The 23,096-nt window shown below is 63.3% G+C and carries 21 protein-coding genes; 5 read left to right on the plus strand and 16 right to left on the minus strand.

Features of this window, described 5'->3' with window-relative positions:
• Positions 1-53: 53 nt before the first annotated feature.
• From AO268_RS22025 to AO268_RS22050, 6 genes are all read right to left on the minus strand, one after another.
• Positions 54-1,496, minus strand: coding sequence for an efflux transporter outer membrane subunit (locus AO268_RS22025; protein ID WP_099169847.1), 1,443 nt, complete (start codon positions 1,494-1,496; stop codon positions 54-56).
• A complete protein-coding gene (locus tag AO268_RS22030; protein ID WP_099169848.1) occupies positions 1,493-2,383 on the minus strand; it encodes an efflux RND transporter periplasmic adaptor subunit in 891 nt (296 codons plus the stop codon). The genes AO268_RS22025 and AO268_RS22030 overlap by 4 nt, the downstream gene beginning before the upstream one ends.
• On the minus strand, positions 2,380-2,589 hold the full coding sequence (locus AO268_RS22035) for a DUF1656 domain-containing protein (protein ID WP_057438946.1): 210 nt from the start codon (positions 2,587-2,589) through the stop codon (positions 2,380-2,382). Before AO268_RS22035 ends, AO268_RS22030 begins: the two co-directional genes overlap by 4 nt.
• Complete coding sequence (locus tag AO268_RS22040; protein WP_076961988.1) at positions 2,586-4,664, minus strand: FUSC family protein; 2,079 nt, start codon at positions 4,662-4,664, stop codon at positions 2,586-2,588. The genes AO268_RS22035 and AO268_RS22040 overlap by 4 nt, the downstream gene beginning before the upstream one ends.
• A complete protein-coding gene (locus AO268_RS22045; protein WP_076961987.1) occupies positions 4,661-5,092 on the minus strand; it encodes a MarR family winged helix-turn-helix transcriptional regulator in 432 nt (143 codons plus the stop codon). The genes AO268_RS22040 and AO268_RS22045 overlap by 4 nt, the downstream gene beginning before the upstream one ends.
• A gap of 290 nt (positions 5,093-5,382) precedes the next feature.
• Complete coding sequence (locus AO268_RS22050; RefSeq protein WP_099169849.1) at positions 5,383-5,625, minus strand: DUF2789 domain-containing protein; 243 nt, start codon at positions 5,623-5,625, stop codon at positions 5,383-5,385.
• A 149-nt stretch (positions 5,626-5,774) separates the two neighbouring features.
• Here AO268_RS22050 and AO268_RS22055 point away from each other — a divergent pair, with 149 nt between their 5' ends.
• The 5 genes from AO268_RS22055 to AO268_RS22075 all read left to right on the plus strand — a co-directional run bounded on the left by AO268_RS22055 (position 5,775) and on the right by AO268_RS22075 (position 10,806).
• Complete coding sequence (locus tag AO268_RS22055) at positions 5,775-7,931, plus strand: outer membrane assembly lipoprotein YfiO (RefSeq protein ID WP_099169850.1); 2,157 nt, start codon at positions 5,775-5,777, stop codon at positions 7,929-7,931.
• Positions 7,928-8,641 carry a DUF3142 domain-containing protein gene (locus AO268_RS22060; RefSeq protein ID WP_099169851.1) on the plus strand — a complete coding sequence of 238 codons (714 nt, stop codon included), beginning with the start codon at positions 7,928-7,930 and terminating at the stop codon, positions 8,639-8,641. Before AO268_RS22055 ends, AO268_RS22060 begins: the two co-directional genes overlap by 4 nt.
• Positions 8,642-8,711: 70 nt before the next feature.
• Entirely contained in the window at positions 8,712-9,437 is a 726-nt protein-coding gene (locus AO268_RS22065) for a hypothetical protein (protein WP_076961983.1), read from the plus strand.
• 14 nt (positions 9,438-9,451) lie between these two features.
• On the plus strand, positions 9,452-10,138 hold the full coding sequence (locus AO268_RS22070) for a hypothetical protein (RefSeq protein ID WP_076961982.1): 687 nt from the start codon (positions 9,452-9,454) through the stop codon (positions 10,136-10,138).
• The gene (locus tag AO268_RS22075; RefSeq protein ID WP_076961981.1) at positions 10,135-10,806 is read left to right on the plus strand and encodes a protein phosphatase 2C domain-containing protein; all 672 of its coding nucleotides are present in this window, start codon (positions 10,135-10,137) and stop codon (positions 10,804-10,806) included. Before AO268_RS22070 ends, AO268_RS22075 begins: the two co-directional genes overlap by 4 nt.
• A 50-nt stretch (positions 10,807-10,856) precedes the next feature.
• Here AO268_RS22075 and AO268_RS22080 read toward each other — a convergent pair whose 3' ends face one another.
• The 10 genes from AO268_RS22080 to AO268_RS22125 all read right to left on the minus strand — a co-directional run bounded on the left by AO268_RS22080 (position 10,857) and on the right by AO268_RS22125 (position 23,082).
• Positions 10,857-13,310: a TonB-dependent siderophore receptor gene (locus AO268_RS22080; RefSeq protein WP_099169852.1), complete on the minus strand. Its 2,454-nt coding sequence runs from the start codon at positions 13,308-13,310 to the stop codon at positions 10,857-10,859.
• Positions 13,311-13,537: 227 nt separating this feature from the next.
• Positions 13,538-14,494: a FecR domain-containing protein gene (locus AO268_RS22085; RefSeq protein ID WP_076961979.1), complete on the minus strand. Its 957-nt coding sequence runs from the start codon at positions 14,492-14,494 to the stop codon at positions 13,538-13,540.
• Positions 14,491-15,000, minus strand: coding sequence for a sigma-70 family RNA polymerase sigma factor (locus AO268_RS22090; RefSeq protein WP_099169853.1), 510 nt, complete (start codon positions 14,998-15,000; stop codon positions 14,491-14,493). The genes AO268_RS22085 and AO268_RS22090 overlap by 4 nt, the downstream gene beginning before the upstream one ends.
• Positions 15,001-15,073: 73 nt before the next feature.
• Positions 15,074-16,519, minus strand: a complete 1,446-nt coding sequence (locus tag AO268_RS22095) for an efflux transporter outer membrane subunit (protein ID WP_099169854.1) — start codon at positions 16,517-16,519, stop codon at positions 15,074-15,076.
• On the minus strand, positions 16,516-17,574 hold the full coding sequence (locus AO268_RS22100; RefSeq protein WP_099169855.1) for an HlyD family secretion protein: 1,059 nt from the start codon (positions 17,572-17,574) through the stop codon (positions 16,516-16,518). Before AO268_RS22100 ends, AO268_RS22095 begins: the two co-directional genes overlap by 4 nt.
• A 25-nt stretch (positions 17,575-17,599) precedes the next feature.
• Entirely contained in the window at positions 17,600-19,135 is a 1,536-nt protein-coding gene (locus AO268_RS22105) for an MFS transporter (RefSeq protein ID WP_099169856.1), read from the minus strand.
• A gap of 232 nt (positions 19,136-19,367) precedes the next feature.
• Positions 19,368-20,288, minus strand: a complete 921-nt coding sequence (locus AO268_RS22110; protein WP_099169857.1) for a LysR family transcriptional regulator — start codon at positions 20,286-20,288, stop codon at positions 19,368-19,370.
• Between the two features lie 54 nt (positions 20,289-20,342).
• Entirely contained in the window at positions 20,343-21,191 is an 849-nt protein-coding gene (locus AO268_RS22115) for an ABC transporter permease (protein ID WP_099169858.1), read from the minus strand.
• 12 nt (positions 21,192-21,203) lie between these two features.
• A complete protein-coding gene (locus AO268_RS22120) occupies positions 21,204-22,055 on the minus strand; it encodes an ABC transporter ATP-binding protein (protein WP_099169859.1) in 852 nt (283 codons plus the stop codon).
• Between the two features lies 1 nt (position 22,056).
• Entirely contained in the window at positions 22,057-23,082 is a 1,026-nt protein-coding gene (locus tag AO268_RS22125) for an ABC transporter substrate-binding protein (RefSeq protein WP_099169860.1), read from the minus strand.
• Between the last annotated feature and the right edge of the window lie 14 nt (positions 23,083-23,096).

A 23,096-nucleotide genomic window follows, 5' to 3' on the forward strand; every position in this document is an offset into this window, starting at 1 on the left:
AGTGATCAGCGGGCCATCACGCAAGCCCGACTGATCAAAGCATAGCAATCGCCTCAGGGTTTGCCGGGTTCTGTGCCTTGCGTTCGTCCGCTTTCCCAGCCACCGCCCAGGGCCAGGAACAGGTCGATCTGACTCATGGCTACCTGGGTATTGGCCTGGGCCAGTTGCGCGCGCATATCGGTGTAGGTGCGCGTGGCTTGCAGGTCGGCGAGAAACGACTCGCGGCCGGCCTGGAAGAAGCGGTGCGTCTGGTCGGCGGCCTGTTGCGCCGACTGCTCGGCCTCGGCCAGGGCATCGCGGCGCTGCAATTGCGCGGTGTATTGCGCCAGGCCCGTCTGGGTCTCGCGGATGGCGTTGAGCACCACCCCGTCGAAATGCGCCAGGGCGCCCTGGGTTGCGGCTTCGGCTTCATGGATGCGCGCACGCGAGCCGTTGGACGGCACCGTCCAGCTCAACAGCGGGCCGAAGCCCCAGCGGTTGGTGGCCGGTTTGCCGAGGTTGTCGATAATGCCCACGGTGCCGATGGAGGCGCCGATGCTGATATCGGGGTACAGCTCGCCAGTGGCCACGCCAATGCCCGCCGTTGCGCCGGCCAGCTGGCGTTCGGCCTGGCGCACATCGGGGCGGCGCTTGAGCAGGGTGGCGCCATCGCCCACCGGCAGCAACTGGGCGATATGCGGCAGTTCGGCGCAATCGCCGGTGCCGGTGGGCAATTGGTCCAGGGGCTTGGCCAGCAGCATCGACAGGCGGAACAACCCGGCCTGGCGCGCCGCCTCAAAGCGCGGCAGTTCGGCGCGCAAAGACTTGAATTGGGTTTGCGAGCGGGTGACCTGGGTTTCATCGCCACGCCCGGCATCGCGCAGGCGCTGGGTCAGGCGCGTGCTTTGCGCTTGCAGGTCGAGGGACTGGCGGGCGATGTGCAGCTCTTCGTTGGCCGCACACACCTGGGTGTAGGAGCGCACCACGTCCGCCACCAGGGTGATGCGCGCGATATCCACGGCGGCCTGGGTCGCGTCGGCATTGGCCTGGGCGCCTTCGATACCGCGCTGCAGGGTGCCGAACAGGTCGAACTGATAGGAGGTGGTGAGGCCGATATCACCGACATTGGCCACCGGCACCTTGTCCGCCTGCAAGAAAGCCTCGCCGGACTCCTGCAAACGCTGGGCGCCAAGCTTGACCCCGCCGCTCCAGCCGCCCGCTGATTGCGCCTCCTGCACCTGGAAGCGCGCCCGTTGCAGATTGGCCGCCGCCACGCGCAAATCGGTGTTGGAAGCCATGGCCTGGCGCACCAGTTCATCCAGGCGCGGGTCCTGGTACAACTTCCACCAATCGGCGGGCACCGGGGCCGAAACGACGTGATTGCCCTGCCCGGCCAGTTGGCCTTGCAGGTCGCCACGCTGGACTGCCGCCTCGTCCGGCACGTGGTAGTCCGGGCCCACCACCTGGCAGGCGGACAGCAGCAGCCCCAGCCCGGCGCTCGCCAGCAGTCGCTTCATGGCTGGTCTCCGGGCCGGGGCTGGTCATCGATGATCGAGACGGTGGCGGTACGCCCGGCAATCATGCGGAAATCCGCCGGCACATCGTCAAAGGCAATACGCACCGGGATCCGTTGAGCCAGGCGCACCCAGCTGAACGCCGGGTTGACGTTGGGCAGCAGGTTGGCACCGCTGGTGCGGTCGCGGTCTTCAATGCCGGCGACGATGCTCTGCACATGCCCGCGCAAGCGCGCGTTGTCGCCGATCACGCGGATATCCACGCTTTGGCCGACATGGATGCCGTCCAGTTTGGTCTCTTCAAAATAGCCATCGATATGGAAGGAGTTGCTGTCCACCACCGACAACACCGGGCGCCCGGCGGTCACGAACTCCTGGGCCCGGGGCGCACGGTCGTTGACGTAGCCGTCCACCGGGCTGCGGATCACCGAGCGGTCGAGGTTGAGCTGGGCGCTGTCCACCGTTACCTGCGCTTCGGCCAGGGCCGACTGGGCGCGGGCCACGCGGGACTGGCTTTCTTCCAGTTGCTCGCTGGCCACCAGGTTGCCCAGGCCACGGTTGCGCCTGGCTTCGCGCTGGGCCTGGGCCAGGGTTTCCTGGCGGTCGGCCACGGCGGCCTGGGCCTGGCGCAGGGCAAGCTTGAAGCGGTCCTGGTCCACCGAGAACAGCACCTGGCCCCGGGTCACCAACTGGTTGTCGCGCACGTCCACTTGCTGGATCAGCCCGGACACGTCCGGGGCGATCTGCACGATGTCGGCGCGGATATGCCCGTCGCGGGTCCAGGGCGCGAACATGTAGTACATCACCATGCGCCAGACCACGACGCAGGCAAAGGTCACTACCAGTAGCGTCAGGACCACACGGCCGATCGTCAAAAAAGGTTTTTTCATGTCATCAGGTATCGACTGAGTGAGTCCACCGCGCCCAGCAACAGCGCGTAGAGGGCCACATTGAATAATGCCCGGTGCCAGACCAGGCGGTAGAAGTGGACGCGGGTCAACAGCCCGTGCACCACCAGGTAAAAGCCATACGTAATGCCCATCAGCACCAGCAGCGTGGGCAGGAACACCCCGCTGATATCCAGGTCACCGATCATAGAGGCGCTCCATCGGGTAACGGCGCGTCCATCTCGCCGGTGCTGACAAACTCCACGCCGGGCAACAGCGCCAGGCGCAAACCACTGAGGGCATGCAACAGATGCAGGCGGGTTTCGCCCTCGCCTTGCAGGCCCTGGCCATTGAGGGCGCGGCGGGTGCGGTCCAGGGTCATCAGCAGAGCGCCGGGGGCCGGCAGGCGCTCGCCGGCCTTCAGGCACGCCTCGAAATACACGCCGACCTCGGCCACCACCTGGTCGAGCAACACCCGTGGCACGCCCAGGATGCGGGGGGCGTAGGCCAGCAGGTCGAGCAGGTTCAGCGCCACGCGCACCTCGCGCAGGGCGATGCCGGTGTCCTGGCCGGTCATGGCCAGGCGCGGCAGGTGCTGCATCAGCCGATCGAGTATCTGCACCCCCAGCCGTCGGTGCTCGGCGAGGGTGGCCGGTTGCGTAAGGCCGACGATATCGCGCCAGCTGAAACGGGTCAGGCGCTTGGCTGCCAGTTCGGCGCCAAAGGGCCGGGCGATCAGGGTCCAGACAAAGGCAAACAACAGGCCTACGGGGCCGGCGAGGTTGGCGTTGGCGAAGCTTAAAAAGTCCGCGTCGTAGGCGCCCTGGATGCTGATAAAGGACGATGTGTTGACGATGGTCAGCAGCATGCCCAGGTAGAAGCGCGGTTGTACCGTCAGGGTGCCGACCCAGATAAAGGGCACGGCGAAGGCCAGCACCAGCATCGGGAAATCATGCAGGTTGGGCAGGATCAAAAACAGGTAGAGGCTGGCGAACAGCACCGACATCGCGGTCCAGAAAAAGAACCGGTAGATCTGCGGCGCCGGGTCGTCCATCGAGGCGAAGAAACTGCACGCCACGGCCGCGAGGATCACCGCGCTGCCACCGTCGGTCCAGCCCAGCAGAATCCACAATACCGAGGCAACGATAATCGCGCTGACCGTGGAGAACGCCGAGTAGAGCATCAGGCCACGGTCAAGGAATGGCGTCAGCCGGCCCAGGCGCCAATGGCGGTAGACCGCGCGCCACGGCGCCTGGTTTTCACTGTGGATGGCGGCTTGCAGGCTGCGGCAGTCTTGCCACAGGTCGATCCACTCGCCGAGGCGATACAGCGCGTTGGAAAACAGCAGCTGATGACGGTCGTCCAGGGCCTCGGCGGCGGGTTGCAGGGCTTCGAGCTGGTCTCGCAGGGCGCGCCAGCGCTCCACCGGCGCCTCACGGGTGGTGCTTTGCAGCCACTCGGTGGTGGCCGCCAGCAGCGGCGCGAACTTGCCGACCAGCTCCGGGGTGCGGCGTTCCAGGGCATACAGCGCGTCATCCAGGGCATCCACCACCGGCAGCAGATGGATCATGCGCCCGCGCAGCTCCTTGGTGTTGCGCACCGTTTGCGGCCGTGCGCCTTCGTGGGGCAGTTGGCCGATCATCAATTCCAGGGTGTTGAAGGTCGCCACCATGCCGCCGCGCAGGCTGCTGACTTCCTCGGGCTGCACGTTGCGCTTGAGGAAGCGCTGGCTGTAGACCGTCGCGTCGGCAAACCATTTGCGCACCGAGTCATCGAACACCGGTGCCAGGCGCCGTGGCCAGAACATCGCGCCGACCACTGCTGCCACGGCGATGCCGAGGAAGATTTCTTCGGTGCGCGCCTCGGCCACATCCCACACCGCCAGGGGGTTATCCACCACCGGCAAGGCGATCAGCGGCAAGGTGTAGCCCGCCAGCATCAGGGCGTAACTGTTGGCGGTGCGCAAATGCAGGGACAGGAACAGCAAGATGCCGGTCCACAACGCAATCACCACCACCAGCAGGAACGGCGTCTGCACAAACAGCGGCACGAAAAACACCGCCGCCATCGCCCCCAGCAGGGTGCCAGCGGCACGGTACAAGGCTTTGGAGCTGGTGGGCCCGACAAACGGGCTGGACACGATATACACCGTGGCCATCGCCCAATACGGACGTGGCATTTGCATGAGCATGGCGATATACAAGGCGATCATCGAGGCGGCAAAGGTGCGCACGCCGTAGAACCAGTCCCGGGCCGGCGGCACGCCGGTAAAAAATCCGTTCAAGAAGCCACGACCACGGGCGGCAGGCTGGCGTCTTCAAACGCGCGCAGCACACGCAACGCCACGGCCAGATCGGCAGGCGTCAGGTCCGCCAGCACTTCATGACGCAGGCGTACCAATTGCACTTCCACCGCCTGCACCAACGCCCGGCCACGCTCGGTCAGGCTCAAGGCCTTGGCGCGGCGGTCGTGCTGGTCTTCGGCACGGCACACCAGCCCTGCGCTGCACAGTTGGTCGAGCAGGCGTACCAGGGACGGGCTTTCCATCCCCGAGGCCTGGGCCACCTTGACCTGATGCACACCGTCGCCGAGACGGCCGATCATCAATAAAGGCACGGCACAGGCTTCGGAAATACCGTAGCTCACCAGCGTGGCCTGGCAGATTCTGCGCCAGTTACGGGCGCCCGCCACCATGCTGCTGCTGAGACTCATATGTAGGGTTTCGAGGGTTTGAGGCACGGGATCATTCGCATACAGTTAGTTTGCTAACTATCAATATGGTGGAGGAATGGAATCTCGTCAAGTTTTGATACAAATTCACAGATAGGCGGTGGGACCGCCCAAATAAAGCGCCCACCCTGTGGGAGCTGTCGAGCCCCAGCGAGGCTGCGATGGCGGCGGTACTGCTTGCATTGATGTTGGCTGATCCACCGCTATCGCAGCCTCGCTGGGGCTCGACAGCTCCCACATTCAATTGCCGCTATCTTGAACAATGAGTTCACTTAAGCACGGCCGCTGCGCAGCAGCACATTCAACTCATCCACCACTTCCGCCCAATCCGCATCCTCCAGAATTTCTTCGCGCAAAAACGCCTTCTGGCTCTCCGTCCAGAAAAACGCATCTTCAAGTTTCAACTCCGGCTTGAGCGGTGAATGCACCGCAATAAAACGCTCGATGCTGGTGGCGTCATCGGGCAACCCGAGCTGTTTGAACAAGGACGGCAGGCGGTGAACAGGCGATTGCATGGCAACTCCAAAAATAAGTGATTGCCCACAGTCTAGACCGATAAAACCCACAGATTGGCGGCCACCCGTGCAACATTTTGCAATGTTCACGCTATCATCCCCATCTTTAGCCCAGCGGCATTCACGGACTCCCGGAATAAGGACAATTCATGCGCATCGGTCTTCTGTCATCCCTGACCCTGGCACTGTGTGCCGGCGTTTCCCTGCAGGCCCAGGCCAGTGGCGACGACTCGTGCTACCCCGACTGGCGCGTGTCCCGGGATTCGCTGACCGCCTGCAGCAACATGCCGTTCCTGAGCCCCGGCAATGACAGCCGGACCAACCTGCGCCTGTTGCTCGCGGCAAAAAAGCATGCGCCCCTGACCCCCAATGCACTGGGTGAAGACGACCTGGCCCAGGGCTTTGGCCCGGTGCCGTTCCCGGTGTATCGCCTGGTGCCCCACCCGCCCGAGGGGCCGACACGCGAGGAACAAGGCGCGGAACTTGCGCAGCTGCTGGCCTCGCTGGGCATCCAGCGCGAGGCCACGGCGGCGGCGGGCGACCAGTTTTTGTGGGGCGAAGGCAGTCGCTGCCGCAGCAACAATGTGCAGAGTGCCACCGACTTTGTGCGCCAAGTGATCAAGGCCGATGTGCCGGCGAATGAGCGGGTGCTGCTGGCCAATGCACGCCTGAAGTTGCTCGGCACCTGCGACTGGCAGGGCGAAGTGTTGCTGGAGCCGCAGTTGATCGCTTCCACCCAGGGCCGCGAGCTGACCACTTACCTGCTCGCCGCCTCTGACTTTTACAGCGGGCGCTTTGTCTATGCCGAGCGCGGGTTTGCCGCCGTTACCGTCACCGCGTTGCCGTGGCTGAAGGAAACGGCGGTGTACATGATCGCCCGCGCGTCGCTCAACCATGCCCAGGAAAACGCCTTCGATGAATACGGCATGCCCCAGCGCGAGGCTGTGGATAAGTCTGCCCTGGAAGAAGCCGAGCACAGCTTCCTCAGCTACCTGAAAACTTATCCACAGGGTGAATATGCCGCTTCCGCGCGCGGCCTGCTGCGCCGGGTGCACTGGTTGGCCGGCGATGCAACCCGCCTGGCGGACGACTACGCCTGGCAACTGACCGAGGCCAGCGATGCCGAGCGCAACGGCTCCATCGATGAACTGGTGGAAGAAACCGACAACAAACTGCTGACCCACTACGCCGAGACCATCCGCAACCCGTTGCTGCTGGTGATCAACGACCTGATGTGGATGCGCGCCAACAACCCGCCCAAGCTGACCCGCGCCATTCTCGACGGGCAAAAGGCCGCGTTTGCCAATGAACCGGCGCTGTACGACTACCTACAGGCGGCGTTCGCCCTGTATGTCGAGCACCAACCCGACCAGGCCTTAAAGCGTCTGCCGCAAGACGTACCCTCGAGCCTGGATTACTTCACCTTCAGCCAACAGACCCTGCGCGGCCTGGCCCTGGAAGCCAAGCAGGACTGGAATGCTGCCCAGGCGCTGTGGCTGCAACTGCTGCCCCTGGCCAAGCAGCCCCTGCAACGCGACCAACTGGAACTGGCGCTGGCGATGAACTACGAACGCAGCGGTCAAGTGGCCAAGGTGTTCGCCGCCGACTCACCGATCCAGACCCCGCAAGTGCGCTATAGCCTGTTGCGCAGCGTGGCCGGCCCCGAGTTGCTGCGCCAGCAGATCAGCCAGGCCAGCGACCCGCTGGAGCGCAGTACCGCGCAATTTGTCTTGCTCTACAAAGACCTGCTGCGTGGCCAGTTCGCAACCTTTGCCGAGGACTTGCAACAACTTCCGGCCTCCCCGGCGGCTGACAAGCTCGGCACCAGCCTGGGCTATGTGTACGACGGTGGCCAGGCGCTGACGTTGTTCCGCTGGAGCGGCGACAAGGCCGCCTCCGGCTACACCTGCCCAACCATCGCGCAAACCGCCAGCACCTTGCAGGACGACGCAAAAAACCCGCACGGCCTCAACTGCCTGGGTGAGTTCATCCTACGCAACGGCCTGGACGGCATGCCCCTGGAAGAAGCGCGCTCGGCCGGTAGCCTGGGCAGCACCGCATCGGGCTTCAAAGGCGAAACCTTCTCGCGGCTCGATGGTTACCAACAGGTGATCGCCAACCCCAAGGCGCCCCGTGACGACAAGGCCTACGCACTGTTCCGGGCGATCAACTGCTATGCGCCTTCGGGCTATAACAGCTGCGGTGGCGAAGATGTCGACAAGGCGGTGCGCAAGGGCTGGTTCCGCCAGTTGAAAACCGGGTTTGCCGACACCCAGTGGGGCAAGTCGCTGCAGTACTACTGGTGAAACACTTGTGGCTAGGCTTGCTGCTGTTGGCGAGCCCGGCCTTCGCCACCGTCGACGCCCACGACTATGACGCTTTCTGGCTGTGGAGCGGCGTCGCGCCACAGCCGGTGCTCAAGCAGGCCAAGACCCTGTATATCCTCCAGGGCCAGATCAACTCCACCCGCCGCCAGCCCGAACGCGGCGTGCAGTTCATCGCCCAGGGCATGAGCGTGCCGCGCATCCGCCAGGGCGAGGTGTGGGTCGTCTATCGCGCCCACACCTTGCGCTGGCCAGAGCCGGTCTACACGAAACTGCTCGGGCAGGTGCAACGCTGGCGCGCAGCGGGCAACCCGGTGGTGGGCATCCAGATCGACTTCGACGCCCGCACCCAATACCTGCACGAATACGCCGCCTTCCTCAAAGACCTGCGCCAGCGCCTGCCAAAGGGTTTGCGCCTGAGCATCACCGGCCTGATGGACTGGAGCAGCAACGCCGACCCGGCCGCCATCGCCCAGCTCAAGGGCGTAGTGGATGAAGTGGTGGTGCAGACCTATCAGGGCCGCCACAGCATCCCCGATTACGCGGCGTACCTGCCCCGGATGAACCGGCTGGGAATGCCGTTCAAGATCGGCCTGATCCAGGGCGGGGAATGGCAGGAGCCCGAGTATTTGCAGGGGAGTGAGTGGTTTGGGGGGTATGTGGTGTTTTTGCAGAATCCGCCAAGACCTTGACACCATTGCAACGTCCGTGCAATACATTGTCCACAGTCCATGGACAGTGGACGGATCAGGCCGGTTGCAAATGAAAAGTCAAGATATCGTAATCCTCTTCAAGTTGATCAGCCTGAACCTCCAAACCAGAGGGGAGCGGGTCAAAAAACGCAATTTCACTGTCTCCCTTGACCATGACGAGGCCATGGATCGGGTGCCGATTGATTCCCAGGATTATCTGGATCGCTTCCTTGACCTGCGCATGACGGGAAATATCGAGAAAGTCGACCTCTCACAGGGCCAGCGCTGGGAGGGATGGGAAGATATTGAGGAGGACGCGACCCCACCGAATATGGAGAGTTACTCCGTCCGAGCACTCGCGGCTTCACTGGCATTAAGTAAAAGTGAGGTATCCAATTCGCTGAATCGCTGCCGTGACATCGGCCTTATTCATACCGACCGCCTGAGCGGTCTACCGATTGTCAGGGCCCAAGCGCTTCTGGATTTCGTGAAATATGGGGTGCGCTATGTGTTCCCTGCCAAACCAGGCGCGATCGTGCGAGGTATCCCCACAGCATTTGCCGCGCCGATTATGGCCGGCAAAGTCCTGACTGGCGGCGACCTCATTCCTGTGTGGCCAGACGCTTATGGAAAGAACAAGGGTCAGGCAATCGCCCCCTTGTACAAAACCGTTCCTGGAGCCGTGAAAAAAGACGAACTGCTTTATCATTTTCTGGCTCTCGTAGACGCCATTCGTATTGGAGGCCCGCGAGAAACCAAGGTCGCAGACGCCATGCTGCGGGAGTGGATCCTTTGAACTCAACCAAAGCAATGATGCTGCTGATGCTCGAAGAGGTCGCCCAAGCCCTGGGCGAAGAACTGAGGGACCAGGTGGCCTTTGTCGGGGGATGCACAACCGTCCTGCTGATCACCGATCAATACACCCAAGAATCGATTCGCGGCACCGACGATGTGGATCTGGTCATTCATCTGAGCAGTACTGCCCAGTGGTATCGACTGGAAGAACAACTCAAATCCAAAGGCTTCAAGAACACCGGCCAGGACACTGTCACCTGTCGCCTGCGGTTAGGCGCCCTGAAGGTCGACTTCATGCCGACTGACGAAAAGGTACTGGGCTTTTCCAATGCCTGGTTCGTGGGAGGCCTGGCGAATGCCATCAATCACCAACTGCCAAATGGCACTTGGATCAAGGTGTTTGCGGCACCCTGGTTTCTTGCGGCGAAGCTGCAGGCTTATCAGGGCCGGGGTCATGGCGATGTGCTGATGTCCAACGATATTGAAGACATCGTTGCCCTACTGGATGGCCGGGAAGAACTGCTTGAGGAAACAAAACAGGCGCCTGCTGCATTACGACATTTCGTCAGCGAACAACTTGGCGCATTGCAGAGCCTCACAGCCTTCCATGATGTCATCCAGAGCACTGCCCAAAACGCCGAGCGCGAGTCGCTGATTCACGAGCGCATCAATACGCTGATTGCCCATGGGATACACGCTTGATCCTACATTCGAGCGTCACCCGACAAGGAACCGGAAGAACAGAAAACCGCGATGTCACAGGCTCTGCGGACAACAGCGGCATATACCTCTACGTGATAGCAGACGGCACCTCCAGGCCCGGCAGTGAAAAGCTGGCAACCGCTCTGACTGGCGGCCTGCTGAAGTCTTTTTCCAACGCAAGGCCAGCAAGCATTTCTTGCCTCGACACAGCTCTTGAGTTGACGCTGTCCTCGCTCAGCGCAATACGTTCAACATTCTGCCCTGACTACCCCTTTGCATCAGCCAGTTACCTCGCGTTACTGGTGCTTGGCGATACTGCTCTTTCAATACATGCAGGGGACTGCTGCCTGGGATTGCTCGATAAAGAAAAAAACCTGAAATGGCTGACCGCTCCCCACTGCGGCCCCAATTGGAAGGGCAACTTGAGCCACACCGCCATCGCCAACAACCCGGCCCGCAAAACGCTGCTCAATTGCATGAGCCATCGCAGACCACATGAACCACAGGTTCAATCCCTGGACGTTGTACCTGACACAAGATGGATTTTGGCCACCGACGGTTTTTGGGCCGAACTCTCCATCGAAGACCAGTTCAAGGCGATAGAAGAGTCCAGTCTTGAAGGCTGCCCAGGTGAGGACGATTGCACCTTTATGTTGCTAATGCCTTAGGGGCGACACGTCGCTATCGCCAGCTTGCCGGCCCCTACCATGACAGTGCCTTACCAGTCGTAAGTCAGGCTCGACACCACCGTACGCCCTTCGCCGTAGTAGCAATCCAGGTCGCTGGTGCACTGCGACACGTAGGTTTTATTGGCAAGGTTCTGCACGTTCATCGCCAGCTTCACGCCTTTGAGCTTGAGGGGCGAGGCGCCCAGGTCGTAGCTCAGGCTGGCATCGTAGACGGTGTAGGACGGCACCGTGAACGCGCCGGCAACGTAGTCACCCATACTGCTGCGCGAGTAGCGGGCACCCAGGCCGGCGCCGAGGCCGGCCAACGGGGTGTCGCCGATCACGCTGTAGTTGACCCACAGCGCTGCCGTCAGGGGTGAGATACCGGCCGGGTGGCGGCCTTCGCGACCTTCGTTGTCCTTGGTGTACTTGATGTCGTTGCGCGCCGCCGAAGCGACCACATCCCAGGCATCGTTCAACACTGCCTTGGCTTCAAACTCGACGCCGCGCGAACGCATGGCGCCGCTCTGACTGCTGAAGTTGGTGAGCGGAATGGCCGTCAGGATATTTTCCTGGTCCAGTTGATAGACCGAGACCTGCACAAAACTTTCCTGGCCCGGCGGCTGGTACTTCACGCCGACTTCGTACTGGTTGCCGGTGGACGGGTCGAAGGGCTTTTGGTTGGCATCGGTGCCGGACAGCGGCAGGAAGGATTCCGAGTAGCTGATAAACGGCGCCAGGCCGTTATCGAACAGGTACACCAGGCCCGCACGGCCGGTGAAGGCCTGGTCCTTGCTGCTGGTGCGGTCGTCGCTCAGCGGCGCCTTGTTGACCACATTGGCCCAGTCATAGCGCCCGCCGAGCACCAGCGCCCATTGGTCCCACTTGATCTGGTCCTGCACGTACAGGCCGGTTTGGGTGATGGTGTTGTCCCAGCGGTAGGGCTGGCCGAAGTTCAGTGGCTGGCCATACACCGGGTTGAACAGATCGATGATCGGCGGGTTGCGGTCATAGAGGCCGAGGAACCTGGAGTTGGAGTGGTAGTAATCCAGGCCCACGATCAGGGTGTGGGAGAACTCGCCGGTGGTGAATTCGGCCTGGGCGATGTTATCCACGCCAATCACTTTGTTGTTCTGCCTCCAGTCCACGCCGAAACGTTGCAGGTAACGTTGATCCATGGCGCCAGTGGTCGGGTTGGCGACAAAACGGTAGCCGTGCAACGGCGCCACATAGCGATCGTCCACTTCGGCATAGCGCGCGTTTTGCTTGAGGGTCCAGGTGTCGTTCAGGCGATGGGACAACTCGTAGCCGAAGGCAAATTGTTCGCGGTTGTACTGGTTGACGCCTGGCTCGCCGATAAACACATCACGGTCGATCTTGCCGTTGGGGTTGCGCCAGACCGTGCCGGACGCCGGCAGGCCCTGGGCCTCGGGCACGCCCTTGTCTTTCTGGTACTGGGCAAACAGGGTCAGGCTGGTGTCGTCGTTGGGCCGCCAGGTCAGGCTGGGCGCAATGAATTGGCGGCGGTTCTCGAAGTAGTCGATCTCGCCCTGCTCGTCCTTGAGGCGCCCGGTGAGGCGATAGAAGAATTGCCCTTGATCATCCAGCGGGCCGCTGAGGTCGATGGCCGCGCTTTTGTGCTCGTAGGTGCCGGCTTCGAGCACCACCTGGCGCACCGGGGTCTCGCTGGGGCGCTTGCTGACCATATTGACGATGCCGCCCGGCTGGTTGTGGCCGTACAGCACCGATGCCGGGCCCTTGAGCACTTCGATGCGCTCCAGGGAATAGGGCTCGATCTGCAACGCACCGCCGGTACTGCCGCCGCCATAAGGCAGGTGCAAGCCGTCGAGGTACAAGGGGGTGGGCGAGAAGCCACGGGAGGTCGGCTCGTCGAACAGCTTTACCCGGTCGGAGAAGCCCCCGGCACTCATGCCAGGGGTGTAGAGCAGCGCCTGGGTCACGCTTTGCGCGCCACGCGCCTTGATTTCGGCGGCGGTGATCACGTTGATGGTCTGAGGGATTTCCACCAGTGCCGCATCGGTCTTGCTGCCCGTGGCGCTGCGGGTGGCGACGATGCCATCGACCGGGCCCCAGGCGTTTTCCGGAGTCTGCTGGGCGCTGATCTGAGTTGCACCCAACTGCACCGAACCGTCCCCTGCAAGGGCCTGCACCGACCAGCCGTTCCCGGCCTGCATCGCCACCAGGCCGCTGCCGGCCAACAAATGCTCCAAGCCCGGGCCGGTGGCATAGCGGCCCTGCAAGCCAGGGCTGCGTTTGCCGGCAGTCAGTGACGCATCCACCGAGAGCAAAATCCCCGAGGCGCTGGCGAAGCGGTTCAACGCCTGGTCCAGGCTGCCGGCAGGGATGTTGTATTGGCGCAAGGCTGCGCCGGCGCTCTCCTGGGCCTGCACCAGGCTCGGGACGAGCGGCACAGTCGCCAGCACACAGGCAAACAGGCCACGGCGCAGGGCGCGGGCCAGGGGTTGGATTGGGTGGTGCGGCATTGCAGGACTCCCCGTGAGAACGCTTCTTGATTGGCTTTCAAGAGGTATCCCGGACGGGATTGGAAAACCGACAAAAGAAAATCAAAAAAAACGGTGGCCACAGATTTTCCAAACTAAAACACCATCAATGTGGGAGCTGGCTTGCCTGCGATAGCGGTGGGTCAGTTGGCCCATCTGTCACTGATACACCGCTATCGCAGGCAAGCCAGCTCCTACAGTTGATCGAGTCAAACCCTGGGTTTGATGGTGACCCAGTAACGGGTCACCGCCTGCACCCGCACCGGCAATGAACGCTCAAGGGCGGCGAGGATCGCGTCGGTGTCATTGAGCGGAAACACGCCGGTCAGCAACAGCCCGGACACGGTCTCGTCACAGCGCAACAACCCTGGCCGATAGCGGCTCAGTTCAGCCACAAACCGCCCCAGCGGCTGGCGCTCGGCAATCAGGCGGTGCTGGGTCCAACTGCTGGCGTTGGCATCCAGCGCGGTCACTGCCGAGGCCTGCGTTGCGCTGAACCACAGGCTCTCGCCCGCTTTCATCAGCACCGGCACCCCCTGCGCCGGGCGCACCTGCACGCGCCCTTCATACAGATCGACGCGGCTGCCGTCGTGCAGTTCGCGTACGGCAAAGCGGGTGCCCAGGGCCTGGATATCACCCGCAGCGGTTTCGACGATCAGCGGGCGCGACGGATCGTGGCCGCTGGTCAGCAGGATCTCACCGCGGATCAGGCGGATACGCCGCTGTGTGGTACTGAAGCGCAGGTCGATGGCACTGTCGCTGTTGAGGTCCAGCTGGGTGCCGTCGCTCAAGGTCAGGTGGCGAATTTCGCCGGTGGCGGTGCGCTGCTCGGCAAACGCCGCCTGCCACGGCTGGCTGCCCTGCACCAGGTAGCCGCTGCCACCGGCCACCAGCAACAGCCCAAGCAGTTTCAACGCCGCCCGACGCTGGGGGTCCGGCGCGTCGCGCAACACTGCGCGGGCGCTGTCGGCGGGTACGCCGCCCAAGGTCTGCTGCAACTGCTGCAAACGCTGCCAGGCGCGACGATGCTCCGGGTCGGCCGCCTGCCAATGGGCGAAAGCCTGGCGCTGGGCCCCGTCGAATTCGCCACCCCATTGCAGCATCAGCCACTCGCTGGCCTGTTCGACCACGGCCTGGGCAATCGGCGCGTCATGGCGGGTTCTCATTCTTCGTAGGCCACCTGGTAGCAGGCGATGATCGCGCGGGTCATGTACTTCTGTACCGAACTGATCGTCACCCCCAGGCGCTCGGCGATCTGCGCATAGGTCAGGCCCTCGAACTGCGACAACAGGAACGCTCGCCGCACCTTCTCGGGCATACGGTCGAGCATGGCGTCGATCTGCATCAGGGTTTCGAGAATCAGCGCGCGGGTTTCCAGGCACGGCGACTCCGGTTCCGGCAGATGGGCGATGCTCTCCAGGTAGGCGCGCTCGATGCGCAGGCGGCGCCATTGGTCGATCACCAGGTTGCGGGCGATCTGCGTCAGGTAGCTGCGGCTTTCCTGGGCCCCGGGAAAACGCCCCGACACCAGCAGGCGCAGGAAGGTGTCCTGCGCCACGTCGGCGGCGTGCTCGCGGTCGCCCAGGCGCTTGCGCAGCCAGCCTTGCAGCCAGCCATGATGGTCGCGGTACAGGAGATGAAGCTGTTGCTGGCCGTCAGTCGCGGAGTCCATGAATTGCCCGGATACACTATTGAGAGCAATTATCATTACAGCTTGTATCGCGACTGGCAAAAAACTTTATCCGTTACCGCCCGGCGGTCTGCAACGGATACACCGACTCCCAGCCTCCGCCCAGCGCCTTATACAGGCCGACCATGGCCAGGGACACGCCGGTGGAGCTTTCCACCCATTGCTCCTGGGTCGCCAGCAAGGCGCTCTGCACCGTGAGCACGTTGACGAAATCCACCACCCCTTCGACGTACTGGTGCTGGGCAGTGTCCAGGGCAATCTGGTTCTGGCGCACCGCTTCGGTCAGGCTGTCACGGCGCAGTTGGCTGGCGTTGTAGCGGGTCAACTGGTCATCGATTTCATGCCAGGCACGCAGCACGGTCTGCTGGTAAGCCAGGGCCGCTTCCTGCTGCTGGGCTTCGCGCAGGTCAAGCATGCCCTGCAAGCGGCCGCCGTTGAACAGCGGCAGGCTCAGCGACGGGCCGAAAGCAAAGGTGCGTGAGCCCCAGGAGCCCAGATCCGACAGTTGCATGGCCTGGGAGCCGAGGCTGCCCGACAGAGTGATCCGTGGGTAGAAGTCGCCCTTGGCCACGCCGATGCTCGCGGTCGCCGCATGCAGGCGCGCCTCGGCCTGGCGGATATCCGGGCGGCGCTGTGCCAGTTGCGACGGCAGGCCAATCGCAACCTGGCGCTGGGTCTGGGGCAGCGCGGCGTCCGGCGACAGTTGCGCATGCAAGGCTTGCGGCGCCTGGCCCATCAACAGGCTCAGGGCGTTGATCAGTTGCTCCTGGCGCTGCTGCAAATCCGGCAGGCGCGCTTCGATGGTGGCCACTTGCGCGGCGGCTTCGGCGACATCCAGGTGGGTGGCCACGCCATCGGCCAAACGCAGTTGCGAGAGCTTCAGGCTACGCCGTGCGACGTCGAGGTTTTGCTCGGTGACCGCACGGGTGCTTTGCACGCCGCGTAGCTGGATGTAGTCCTGGGCGGTCTCGGCCAACACCGACAGCAGCACACTGCGGCGGTCGTTCTCAGCCACTTGCAGGGTGGCGTCGGCGGCTTCGGTTTCGCGCCGTACCCGGCCCCAGAAGTCCAGCTCCCAAGAGGCGGCGAAACCGGCGTCCCACAGGTTGAAGGCCGAACGGCCGTTATTGCCGGAGGGATCGCTCAGACCGTTGGCGCTATTGCGTTTGCGCCCGTAGTTGCCGTCGGCACTGAGCTGTGGAGAGCGCTCGGCGGTCGTCACCTGGCGCACCGCGCGGCTTTGTTGCAGGCGGCTGCTGGCCAGTTTCAAGTCGAGGTTGTCACTCAGTGCCCGGCGCACCAGCGCCGACAGTTGCGGGTCGTGGAACACGTCCCACCACTGTTCTTGCAATGGGTCGCTGACCGCGCGGCTGGCGGCCTGGCGGCCCTGGGGCTCGGCCCAGTGCGCCACCGGCTGGGCGTCGGGCCGTTTGAAATCCGGGCCGACGGTGCAGGCACCCAGGCTGAGCAGGCTAAGGGTAAGCAGTGCAACTTTTCTCATTGCTGCGCCACCTCACGCTGCTGCGCACGGGGCTGGGTGTTGACGCTGGCCTCCACCGACATCCCGACCCGCAGGCGATGCACCTGCGCCTGGCCCGGCTCCAGGATGATTTTCACCGGAATGCGCTGCACCACCTTGGTGAAGTTGCCGGTGGCGTTGTCCGGTTTGACCGAAGCAAAGGTCACCCCCGTGGCCGGCGCCAGGCTTTCCAAGTGGCCGTTGAGCACTTCACCGTCGAGGCTGTCGACCCGCACTTCAACCGCTTGCCCGGCATGCATATGGGACAGTTGGTTTTCCTGGAAATTGGCCACCACATACGCGTCGGCCAGCGGCACCACGGCGAGGATCTTGCTGCCCGGGGTGACAAAGGCACCGACCCGCACCGCCCGCTCGCCGACCATGCCGTCCACCGGCGCGACAATGCGCGTGTACGACAGTTGATAGCTGGCCATTTCCAGCGCCGCCTGGGCGCGTTTCAAGCCACCTTCGGCGGCATCGCGCTGGGCGCTGAGGATTTCCACCTGCTTGCGTTCGGCGGCTAACACCGCCGTGGCGTTGGCCAGGCGCGCGGTGGCCTGGTCGATGCGGGTCCTGGCTTGCTGGGCGTTCTGCACCGTGCCGGCGCCGACCCCGGCGAGGTGGTTGTAGCGGTTCAATTCGTGTTCGGCAAAGGCCACTTCGGCGCGGTCGGCGGCCACCGTGGCTTGGGCCTGGGCGATCACCGAGCTTTGCCGCTCAAGGGTGGCCACTGCGTTTTTCAGCTGGGCCTGGGCCATCAGGGTTTCGGCATCGGCGGCCTGGGCGGCGGCGCGCAAGTCGCGGTCATCGATCAGCGCCAGCAACTGTCCGGCCTTGACCTGCTGGTTGTCCTCCACCAACACCTCTTTGATAAAACCGGCGACCCGAGGCGCCACCAGGGTGTAGTCGGCAGCAACGAAGGCATCGTTGGTGGTCTGGCGCTTGCTGCCAAACATGCCCGGGGCCAACAGGTAAACCAGCACGCCCACGGCGAATACGCTGATAACAGTCACGGCAATCTGGTCTTTGCGTTTCATAAAAATCCTTTATCGGTGTCAGCAATCAAGCGGGTGCACGCGGCGGGAAAATCCGCGTCGGCATCCAGAAAATCAGGAGGATCAACGCCACCGCGACAGCGGCCATGACGTAATAGAGATCCGAAGACGTCAGCACCACGGCCTGCTGGTGCAGACGATGGGCCAGGCCCGGGGCCGTGCTGTCGGCCAGGGGCGAGTTGCCCAGGGCGTCCACCAGCATGCTCGAGTGAAAATGCAGGCGGTGGGTGGTCAGCACGTCGATCACCCCGGTGGCGACCACCGCCGCCAGGCCCTTGACCGTGTTGAACCAGGCCGAGGCAAACGGCCCGTCGGTGGGCACGATGCTGCCGGTAGACAGCATCAACAGCGGCAACACCGCCATCGGCTGGCCGAAGATTTGCAGCAGTTGCAGCACGTAGAACTCATCCCGGATCCACGCCGAGGTCAGTTGCGCACCGCCAAGGCAGGACAGGGTCAGCATGCCCAGGCCAATCCCCAGCACCCAGCGGCAATCCACCCAGCGCAAGTTGCACAGGGCGGCCACCAGAGGCAGCGCGAGCAACTGCGGCAGCGCCATGATCAGCATCACCGGCGCGGTTTGCAGCGGCCGGTAGCCCTGCACCTGCGCCAGGTAGCTGGAGGGCAGGATAATCACCGCCTGCAATACCACCAACACCCCGGCCAGTACGAGCAAGGCGAACGACAGGTTGCGCAGGCCGAGCATCTGCAACTTGAAGAACGGCAGCGGGTGCGACCATTCATTGAGCATGAACAGCACCAGCAACAGCGCCCCGCCCACCAGCAGCGTGCTGATCAGCGGCGACTCGAACCAGTCCAGGCGGTTGCCCTGCAAGATGCCAATCACCAGCATGCAGATCGCCGGGAAGCCCAGCAGCAGGCCGCGCCAGTTGAACTGCTTGAGGCGCTCCAGGCGCAGCGGGTCCTGGGGCAAGCCGTAGGCCACGGCGGCCATGGCCAGCAGGCACGGCGCGACGATCTGCCAGAACGCCCACTGCCAGCCGACGTATTCGGTCCAGAGTGCCGCCAGCGGCGTACCGAGGCTGGGGCCGAAGGTGGCGGTCAGGGCGTAGCCGGCCAAGCCGTAGAGTTTGACGTGGGCCGGCAGAAAACGCAGGGCCACGGTCATCAGCATCGGCGGTAGAGCGCCACCGGCCAGGCCTTGCAGGGTGCGCAGCAGCAGCAGGCTTTCGTAGTTCGGTGCCAGCGGGCACAGCACCCCCAGCAAGGTGAACAGGCCGATGGCCCACAGGGTGAAGCGGCGCAGCGAAAACGTCACCGAACACCACGGCGCAAAGGCCATGGCCGAGACGGAGGTGGCGGTGTAGGCGGCGACCAGCCAGGTGCCTTCGTCAAACCCGATGTACAGCGCACCGCGGATATCGGCGAGGGCAACCTTGGTCACCATTTCGTTCAGGCCCGAGACCAGCACCGCCAGCAGCACGCCGACCAGGCCGATAATGATCCGTGGGCCGAACACAGGGGGGCTGACGGCGGCGGGTTTGGCGGCGGCCAAAGGCGCGGGGGCAGCGAGGGAGGTCATGAAAGTACAACTCGGCAATAGAATACCCGAGCAGTTTAATAAGGCTTAGACATGACGAAAACTAACTTATCGGAAGGTTATAACTGCGCTAGACGCAATGATTGAATGTGGGAGCTGGCTTGCCTGCGATAGCGGTGTGTCAGCTAAGGCATCTGTCACTGATACACCGCTATCGCAGGCAAGCCAGCTCCCACACAAGCCAGGCTAGCTCCACACAGTTGGATGGGAGTCGTCAGGTGGGCTGGGCTTCGCGCCAGGTGGCCGCGCAGCTTTCGCGCATGGTTTCGCGCAGCCATCGGTGCGCCGGGTCTTTGTCGAAGCGCGGGTGCCAGGCCTGGGTCAGGACCAGGGTCGGCAGGGAAATCGGCAGGGTAAATGCGCGCAGTGGCAGTTTCAGGCGATTGGCGCTGTACAGCGCTTCCTTGGACACCGGCAGGATCAGGTCGGAGTCGGGCAACATGAACATCGCACCGTGAAACCCCGGCGCGATCATCGCCACCCGGCGTTCCAGGCCCTGGGCATTGAGGGCGGTGTCGATCGGCCCACGGGCGATACCGCGCCGCGAGATGCTGATATGGGAATAGCTGGCAAAGCGCGCGGCGGTGATTTCTTCGTCAAACAGCGGGTGGCCTTCGCGGGCCAGGCCGACGAAGGTGGTGGAGAACAGGTTCTGCACTTTCACTTCCGGGGTGATCGGCATGGTATTGCCGACGCGCAGGTCCAGGCGCCCTTCGCGCAAGGCTTCGTCGTCACTGTCGCCTTCCGGGACAAAACGCAGCTCGCAGTGGGGTGCCACCCGTTCCATGGCATCGAACAAACGACCGCCATACACGCCGACAAAAAAGTCATTGGCGCGCACGCTGAACCGCCGGCGCAAGGTGCTCAGGTCAACCTCGTCCGCCGAGCGGAACAACAACGCCGCCTGCTCCACCACATTGCGCACCTGGCCCTGCAACTCCAGGGCCTTGGGCGTCGGCACCAGGCCGCGACCGGCGCGCACCAGGATCGGATCGCCCACCGCTTCGCGAATGCGCGTCAGGGTGCGGCTCATCGCCGCCGGGCTGAGGTTCATCCGCCGCGCGGCGCCCACCACACTGCCCTCGTCGAGCAAGGCGTCGAGGGCCACCAGCAGGTTCATATCCGGTAATTGCATGCCAAGCACTCGTGATGGGTTTGGAGTACAGCGCACGCAATCGTAGCAGGCTTTTTAGCGCTGCATGCCCCAGCGCTTCACGGTGACGCGCTCCAGGGTGTCGAACACCAGGTTTTCCACGAGTAGGCCGATCAGGATCACCACTGCCAGCCCGGCGAATACCTTGTCGGTGTACAGCTCGTTGCGGTTCTGGAAGATGTACCAGCCCAGGCCACCCTTGCCGCTGGTGGCGCCGAATACCAGTTCGGCGGCGATCAGCGTGCGCCAGGCAAAGGCCCAGCCGATCTTCAGGCCGGCGAGAATCGACGGCAGCGCCGCCGGGATCAGGATAAACAGCACAAAGCGCATGCCCTTGAGGCCGTAGTTGCGCCCGGCCATGCGCAGGGTTTCCGACACCCCCATAAACCCCGAGTACGTGTTGAGCGCCAAGGCCCAGAGCACCGAGTGCACCAGCACAAAAATCAGGCTGTTCTGCCCCAGGCCAAACCACAGCAAGGCCAGGGGCAGCAGGGCAATCGCCGGCAGCGGGTTGAACATCGAGGTCAGGGTGCTCAGCAGGTCACGGCCCATCTGGGTCGAGACCGCCAGGGTAGTCAGGGCAAAGGCCAGGACAATGCCGATCAGGTAGCCCTTGAGCAGCACCACCAGCGAGATGCTGACTTTGCCCAGCAACTCGCCACTGGCAATGCCATCGTAGAAGGCGTGGAAGGTCTGTAAGAAGCTGGGCAGCAGCAGGTCGTTGTTCTGATAGCGCGCCGTCGCTTCCCAGAGGATCGCCAGCACGATCAGGATCAGGCCCTTGCGCAGCCAGCCTTGTTGCCACAGGCGTTGGCGCAGGGGTAAGGCGCGCTCCACGGCCACGCCGGGCAGTGGTTGCAGGGTGATTTCATATTCCTGGCGCATGGGCACAGTCCTTCAGTAAGCGATGCGGATATCGGCGAAATCCAGTTCGGTTTCTGCCTCGGGCGACTCATCGAACAACAGGCGATGAATACGCCGCGCCGACGCCTGGAACGCCACACCACCGAGGCTGTGCAGGTCGTATTGATGGCTGTGGATTTCGGCGCGCACCCGCCCTGGATGGGGCGACAGCAACAGGATGCGATTGCCCACCACCAGGGCTTCTTCGATGGAGTGGGTGACAAACAGCAGGGTGAAGCGCACCTCTTCCCACAGCAGCAGCAACTCCTCCTGCATCTTGCGCCGGGTCAGGGCATCGAGGGCGGCGAAGGGCTCGTCCATCAGCAGGATTTTCGGCTGCATGGCCAGCGCCCGGGCAATCGCCACCCGCGCCTTCATGCCACCGGACAGGGTGTGCGGATAGGCGTCGGCAAAGGCGCTCAAGCCGACCTTGTCGAGGTAGTACAACGCCCGCTCCTCAGCTTCGCGGCGCTTGAGGGTCCTGGACGCCAGCAACGGGAACATCACGTTCTGCTTCACGGTTTTCCAGGGCGGCAGTTGGTCGAACTCCTGGAACACCACGATGCGATCCGGGCCCGGTTGCTCGACCTTTTGCCCCAACAGGCGGATCTCGCCTTCGCAGGGTTTGATAAAGCCGGCCACCGCCTTGAGCAACGTGGATTTGCCGCAGCCCGAAGGCCCCAGCAGCACAAAGCGGTCGGCCGGGTCGACCTCGAAACTGACCTGGTGAGTGGCCCGCACCACCCGTTCGGGGGTGCGGTATTCCAGGCTGACGTGATCCACCGCGAGCAAGGCTTGGGCGGTACTCAGACTGCTGGCCGTGTGGCCTTGCAAGGGCGCGTTCATTTCAGCTCCCTTGCAGCGGCTGGGCATCCTGGAAGAAGTAATCCTGCCACGACTCGGGTTTGTGCTTGATCGCGCCCACGCGGTAGAGGAACTCGGCCAGCGGGTAGGTGTTTTTCGGGGTGACGCTGAATTCAAATTGCGGGTTGTCGATGGTTTTCAGCAGCGCGGCACGGTCGATCTTGGCCTTGGTCACCCGGATGTAGGTGTCGGCAGCGGCGCCCTTGTCGTTCTGCGCAAACTGCGCGGCCTCGGTCAGGGCATCGATGAAGGCCTTGTAGGTTTTCGGGTTGTCGTTGCGAAACTTCTCGGTGGCGAACAACACGGTCGGCGAGTTCGGCCCCAGCAGGTCATAGGTGTTGAGCACCACATGTACGTTCGGGTTGGCCAGGGCCTGATCCTGGAACGGCGGGTTGGAGAAGTGCCCAGTCAGCTCGGTGCCGCCGGCAATCAAGGCGGCCGTGGCGTCCGGGTGCGGAATGGCGATGGTGTATTTATCCAGGCGATTGAATTCCTTGTCGCCCCATTGCTTGGCCGCCGCGTATTGCAAAAACCGCGACTGCACGGAAACCCCCACGGCCGGCACGGCGATGCGGTCTTTTTCGGTGAAGTCGGCGATGGTCTTGACCTTGGGGTTGTTGCTGACCAGGTAGTACGGGAAGTTGCCCAGGGAGGCCACGGCCTTGACGTTCTGCTTGCCGTGGGTGCGGTCCCAGATGGTCAGCAGCGGGCCGACACCGGCGCCGGCAATGTCGATGGAGCCGGAGAGCAGCGCGTCATTGACCGCCGCGCCGCCGGACAACTGGGTCCAGTCGACCTTGATGTCGATACCTTGCTGCTTGCCGTATTTCTCGATCAGGTTCTGGTCGCGCACCACGTTGAGCAGCAGGTAAACGATGCCGAACTGCTCGGCAATGCGGATCTCGCCTTCGGCCTGGGCGACAGTCGGAGCAACCAGACTGCCGGCCAACAGGCTGACGCCAAGGCCCACGGTCGCGGCCAATCGTGCAAAGGGGGTTTTGCTGGACATGGTCATGCTCCTAA

Source organism: Pseudomonas sp. ICMP 8385 (assembly GCF_002699915.1).
GTDB classification, from domain to species: domain Bacteria; phylum Pseudomonadota; class Gammaproteobacteria; order Pseudomonadales; family Pseudomonadaceae; genus Aquipseudomonas; species Aquipseudomonas gessardii.